Source organism: Bacillus sp. FJAT-27916 (genome assembly GCF_001183965.1).
In the GTDB taxonomy this organism is placed as follows: domain Bacteria; phylum Bacillota; class Bacilli; order Bacillales; family Pradoshiaceae; genus Pradoshia.
Window position 1 is genome coordinate 3,289,540 of sequence record NZ_LFZV01000001.1, and the last position, 6,037, is coordinate 3,295,576.

Annotated in this window: 5 protein-coding genes; all 5 read right to left on the minus strand. The window is 38.7% G+C overall.

The features are described 5' to 3' along the window. Positions 1-549 precede the first annotated feature (549 nt). The 5 genes from AC622_RS16130 to AC622_RS16150 all read right to left on the minus strand — a co-directional run bounded on the left by AC622_RS16130 (position 550) and on the right by AC622_RS16150 (position 5,602). On the minus strand, positions 550-753 hold the full coding sequence (locus tag AC622_RS16130; protein ID WP_049672000.1) for a hypothetical protein: 204 nt from the start codon (positions 751-753) through the stop codon (positions 550-552). Between the two features lie 133 nt (positions 754-886). Further along, on the minus strand, positions 887-1,408 hold the full coding sequence (locus tag AC622_RS16135) for a DinB family protein (RefSeq protein WP_197089948.1): 522 nt from the start codon (positions 1,406-1,408) through the stop codon (positions 887-889). A gap of 635 nt (positions 1,409-2,043) precedes the next feature. Then, positions 2,044-4,470, minus strand: coding sequence for an ABC transporter permease (locus AC622_RS16140; RefSeq protein ID WP_049672001.1), 2,427 nt, complete (start codon positions 4,468-4,470; stop codon positions 2,044-2,046). Then, positions 4,467-5,144: an ABC transporter ATP-binding protein gene (locus AC622_RS16145; protein ID WP_049672002.1), complete on the minus strand. Its 678-nt coding sequence runs from the start codon at positions 5,142-5,144 to the stop codon at positions 4,467-4,469. Before AC622_RS16145 ends, AC622_RS16140 begins: the two co-directional genes overlap by 4 nt. Before the next feature lie 74 nt (positions 5,145-5,218). Then, a complete protein-coding gene (locus AC622_RS16150) occupies positions 5,219-5,602 on the minus strand; it encodes a hypothetical protein (RefSeq protein ID WP_049672003.1) in 384 nt (127 codons plus the stop codon). Between the last annotated feature and the right edge of the window lie 435 nt (positions 5,603-6,037).

Here is a 6,037-nt window from a genome sequence, read left to right on the forward strand (position 1 = left end):
ACGTAGGTGCTTCCTGTAAGCCTGTGAGCTGGATACCGCCATTGTTCGATATAACGTGTTTCAGAGGGGCAATTTTTACTCCACATCACTCACACCACCGTAAGGGTGGTACAATAGTTTCCTATTGTTCAAAACTCTAGACCTGTACATTCGGAAGTTCGTCCGTTCTTTGTGTAAGAAAATTCTCACCTTATTTAGTTTTTCAGCCATCCGGCATATCCATTGGCATACCTTTATCCTGAAAGGAATGGCTTTAGCCTTTGTTCTGCCGACTTCACCTGAGCTTCATACCCCATAATCTGTCCATTATGACGCATGCAGGAGTATCAATGGGATAGTTTCAAAATACATGGTTTTATCATTCCTATCCTCGGTTATAAAGTTAGAGTTTCTGTGGAAATTCCTCGTCTTTCGCACCGGAGTGCTTATAACAAAACTTGTCGCGCTGCCCCGTTTCTTCCATAAGAAGTTCAACATAAAAAGGCATTAATCCTGCTTGGGTCAACGCCCCCCGTTTTTTTAAGTATATTTTTTAAAACATACAAGTTTTCACAAATTGATATTAAAAGATTTTAATAAATTATCCACAATTTCTGCACTACCGTCTTGGAACATAAATAAAGAGAAAGTAATCATACAAACTCCTAATAACAACAGAGTCAGTTTTTTTACCGCATTTATTGAACGTTTTATAAAAGCCATAGCCATTAAAAAGATACCTATAAATAATATGAGGAAATACCAGAATCCCATAAAATCGACCTCCTTCCTCATCAATTATCCTTTACTTAAAATACCTTGTTATTTACTATTCTAGAGTTGATGAAGGAAATCCTTCTTCCGCTAAACTGCCCCTTTAGTAAAAACGCCTGCTCATATATCTCAATCACCACACTAATTTAAGGCTATACCATTTACGCAGTTGATTGATATGAGCTTGGTGATATCTACTATGATCGGCTATATGCCAAATCCCCCATTGGATTGTTGCTTGGTTTCCATTTTCATAATTAACTATATGATTTAATTGTTTATCTGTTAGCTGATAACATAAATTCCTAATCATATTTACAACATCATCATATTGATTAATGATTACCTCCAAAGAAATGCCTTTGATTAACGGTAATTGGCCATTTTCATCTAACATTGGACCCAATTTTTCTTCATATTCTTTGGGTATCATTTCTCCCTTTATTCTAAATACCCAGCTTAGGTCAACATAAGATAAATGCTTTAGCAATTGGGCTGTGCTGTTGTATTTCTGATTAGGACCCTTGTAATCTAATTCTTCTTGCGACATACCAGCAACAATGGATTTTAACCGTTTATAATTTTCATCTACCATTGCGTAAAGCATTCCTATAACTGGTTCCATTTTATGTTCGCCTTTTAAGTCTAAAATCATCACAGTTCCCCCTTGTTCCTATATAAAACATAGGAAGATCAAGTGCCTATTGGTAGATAATTCTTCATTTTAAAACCAAAATCCTTCTTCCGCTAAACTGCCCTTTTCTTCCATAAGGAGTTCAACATAAAAGAACATGAATCCTTCTTAGATCAACGCCTCATTAGATGATTACGCATTACTATCCCAACTTATATTCGTTTGGAGCAACAATGCAGTCATGTCGCTTGCGAATTGGGAAGGCTAAACCTCATTGTAGTCGTGTATGACAGTAAGACGTATTGGTACCCAACCCGGATAAATGCTTGTCATGGCATCTTGGAAAAAGAAATCGAAAACGGCCTCATACCGATAACATATGGATAACCGGACCGACATCCCGAAAAGGGATGTCGGTCTTTTTTTCGCTTATGCGGTTATACTGAGGAAAAACCGACTAATGTAACGGAGAGGAGTAACTGAATATGACCAATTCACAAATCAACAGGAAATACCTGCACGAAATCAATGAGCTCCTGGAACAATCCAGCCATGGCAAGGTTCGAGTTGGGAACATCCTATATTTCTCAACCAGAGCAATCGATGCGAACATGGAGATTAGGGATAAATCCCCTAAATATTATCGACGATGGGTTTCAGTCATTTTCATACTTTTTCGCTAGCACCACCGTTAAGATTGGAATGATGATATTAATCAATGAAAACAGTAGCCCAATCATACACCAGAGTAACGGTACTTTTAGTATAACGAGTAGTGAATATCCGCCAATTACACCAGCAAAGATTGCTATCATGACCCACAGTAATACTTCCTTTAAGAAATGTTTTAAAATAGTGGATTTAGTCCACCCAATCGTGTGATACATATTGAATTCATCTTTTCTTTTTAAAATCAATGAATGAACACCTTCTATCATACTCACAACGGTTAATATAATGGTCATAGCAACGATAGTCATTTGTATGGTCAATGTTTGATTGTTGATGAATTGGCCCATGGTCGTGTTATCCATTTCAGATATTGTTTCCCCGATGATAGCCATCTGTACAATTAAGAGGAAAGTAGAAGTAAATAAGGTCAACATGGTCGGTGCAATGATGGATAGATAATGCCTAATGCTTGAAAAGTTTTTATACGCTTCCAATCGTACTCGAGATTTCTCCTCTCTTGCCAACACTCCATATGTGATGACTAACGAAAACAGGAAGAGTCCCATTGCGTATAGAAACGCATAGCTTTTTTCAAAAACGAAGAACAACAATATAAAAGCTGTTAAGAAAGCAAGACTTTGCAAAATTACTTGCTCTGAATAGTTCCGTTGGAGTATTTTCTTTGGAGACCAACCTATGAGGAACAATGTTTGGTTCTCTGCCTTTAAAATATTTTTTTCAAAGACTAAACGAGCCATCAGCCAAGATAGGCCAAATAGAAAGAATAGTGATAAGGCGACATTAATGGTCTTATTCCAACTGGTTTCTATTGCTTGAGCTACACCCAGGGTTGTCCACGGCTCTGTCACTTGTCCGATACCTTCAACCTCCAATTGTTGCTCCTTGAATGATGAACCTGCGACAATATCCACTTCATAGCCTGCCTCCAACAAATCTTTCGCTACATTCTCTATTTTTGCTTGTGCGGAGGCATCATATTTCGTGATTTCATCAATACGAATCCGAATGGCGTCAATTGGTTTATCTCCCTTAACGAGTTCAGCAGAATCCAATGTTGTGACTCCGCTGCTAGGTGCAGGAACAAAGCTGCCTGGGACTGATGTCGGAGTCAATGACTCTCCCTTGGATGTGGTCGTCGTGCTAGTTGAATAAATACCCAAAGGACTGGAAGCTAATTGTCCTTTCTTCTCGCTTGCCGTGAATTCACCCGTTTGCAAGATCATGAATGGAACTTCATCAGATTCTTCTAGACCAGCCCCTTTTTGTACCACTTCTTTATAGGAAGGGGGATTCCCTTCTTGAACCTTTTCAACCTGAATTTGTTCGCCTTTGAACTTGTAATCAATTTTCTGGGCTGTATAGTATTGAGAGGTGTTAAAGCTATACATAGACCCATTGGACGTCTCCACCTTAAAATCATCTCTAATCTTCATGGCTACACTCTCAAAAGGTCTTTGGAATATAGAAAGGTCAAAGTCAAAATCCTTTCTGTCTGAACCAGGCTCCTTATTTAACTCTTCTACGACCTTCCCCAATTCATCTTTTTTTTCATACGCATTCAATAGTATCTGCTCATCCGTTAAGCCTAGTTTTTTCTTATAATCTGCAAGGCTAACATCCAATTTCTCTACCGAAAGTTCCATATGAATTTGATTGTCAATTTCACTTCTCTGTAAAACCTTGATAACAGGTGGATTATTGTAATTCTGTCTCATTTGGCTGAACAAAGAAAATTTAGGGTCATCTAGGTCAGCATATAAATCTGAAAAATCTATCCCGGTTAATTGTTTCTCGCTTTCTGGGTCAATAGCTGTCAATAAATGATAGCTAGGGGGCAGGACAACATACATGCTTTTGCCCGCCAACATATCCTGTCCTTGTGGATACCAGACATATTCGAGGTTATCTGGCTTGGAATTATCGAAATAGGTTAGGATTTGTTTCTCTCCTAATGGGTATTTATTTAGCCCATCCGATGTGTAGAATTGCCATTTGAATCGAGCTGGATGTTCCAAAGGAGGCAATATAATGGACGCTTGCCTTCCGGTGAAGTATCCAAGAGAGGCAACAGGGGCGGCCACTTCAATATCAGGATTATCCTTGATTTCCTCCCATTCGGATATGGAGATTCCACCTTTGCCGTCTCCAACATAATTTTCTTCCACAATCCCGATTGTCTTTTCAATCTCGGTTCGTGAGTCAGATGGTCGCAGCAAAATGTCATAGCTTCCTCTGCCGTGCTTTTCTAGTGTATTTTTTACTGAAACTTGTGACTGAAGGGTGTACTGGGAACCAAGCGGAATGAGGAAGAATATGCTCAAAAAGGCAATAACCATGATGAGCGAAATGATTTTCCTGTTTAGTATTCGGCTGATGATGAGTCTAATCATAGATGAATCATCTCTTCTTTCGTTAACAGCCCCTCATTTAGACGATATACACAATCCCCTTTTTCGGCGACCTCAAGGTCATGGGTGACACAAATGATTGTGGTTCCACGCTTTTGTATGTTTAATAGCAATTCGATGATTCGATCTCGATTCTTTGTATCCAAATTCCCTGTAGGTTCATCACATAATATAATCTCAGGATCGCCAATTATTGACCTTGCAATAGCAACCCTTTGCTTTTCTCCTCCTGACAGACTATCGGGCAGCCGATTGTGCAGGGATTCAGGAATTCCGACCAACTTTAATAAATCTTTCGCCTTTTCCATAAGCCATTTGCGATCCTTGTCATAGAGCAACGGCATAATGACATTTTCTAGAACCGAATAATGGGATAAGAGCTTAAAATCCTGAAAGATAAATCCGATATTCGTTCTTCGAAAATTACTCCGTGCTTCTTCTGTCATCGAATATATATCATGATTAAGCATGCGTACCGAACCGTCATCGGGTTTCAGAAGCCCGGCGATACACTTCAATAAAGTAGATTTACCTGTCCCAGATGGACCGACTATGCTGCACCATACAGCCTCTTTAACCTCTAAGTTCACTCCGTCTAATATATTCAGTGTTTCATTGTTCCCATACTTCTTCATAAGATTATGTACATATAACATCTCGATACCCCAATTCATTACATTGTTATAACACACATAGACCGCCAGAGCAGTCTATGTGCATGATTCGACCATTACCTAGATAATTTGATAGTACCTGAGTCAGTAGCGACTTTACTTCCCGTTACTCTCAAAAAATCGTTCCAAGTCTTTGAAGTAGTGCTTGATGAGATAGAATAACTGGAAGTATTGGTAGTTCGGTAACTTGAATACCGGTCATCAATAGCGGCATATTTTCCATCGTTGTAATATACATGGTAAGAGGAGCCAGTACCGCCACCCCAACTCAATGTCTTAGTGACAGATGTAGAACTGCCAGTTCGTGAAACATTTTTTGGTGAAATGCTAGCCTCAACTGGCACTGCCGCTTCTGCCTTTGATGCCCCACCAAGATCTCCCACTCCGAACCCTAACAACATGCTACTTGCTACAACTCCCAAAGCCAACTTCTTAATCATCCTCAAACATCCAAAATTGTTATTATATTACAATTAGAAGGTAACACAGATGAATTATCCTTGTATATATAAAATTGCAAATTTTCTGTAAATAAGTATATAAGTCACATCAAAAATAAGGTCAAATCTATCAAAAGGTAATAATAATTCCATAAAAATCACGAAAAGTTATCTTTCGGAAACTGTGAATGCGTTAAAAAAATCTAGGAAAATAGAGAAAGAAGCAATCGATATTGCCATAAAACGGTTCGGTGGGGAAAAGAAATACGCTCTGTTTGCTGTATTTAGATGCTTTTTGAACATCGGAAATGAACGAACAATTGTACATGTCACTGCCGGAGTTAAAATACTCAATAACACCGATTTAAAATTCCTCACTAATCACGGATAATCGACGTATCACTACAAAAGAGAGGGATCGTCGATGTTGAAAAT

Coding starts and splice junctions, on each gene's coding strand:
- AC622_RS16130 (WP_049672000.1), bottom strand. CDS start 753: ATGGGATTCTGGTATTTCCTCATATTATTTATAGGTATCTTTTTAATG.
- AC622_RS16135 (WP_197089948.1), bottom strand. CDS start 1,408: ATGATTTTAGACTTAAAAGGCGAACATAAAATGGAACCAGTTATAGGA.
- AC622_RS16150 (WP_049672003.1), bottom strand. CDS start 5,602: ATGATTAAGAAGTTGGCTTTGGGAGTTGTAGCAAGTAGCATGTTGTTA.
- AC622_RS16145 (WP_049672002.1), bottom strand. CDS start 5,144: ATGTTATATGTACATAATCTTATGAAGAAGTATGGGAACAATGAAACA.
- AC622_RS16140 (WP_049672001.1), bottom strand. CDS start 4,470: ATGATTAGACTCATCATCAGCCGAATACTAAACAGGAAAATCATTTCG.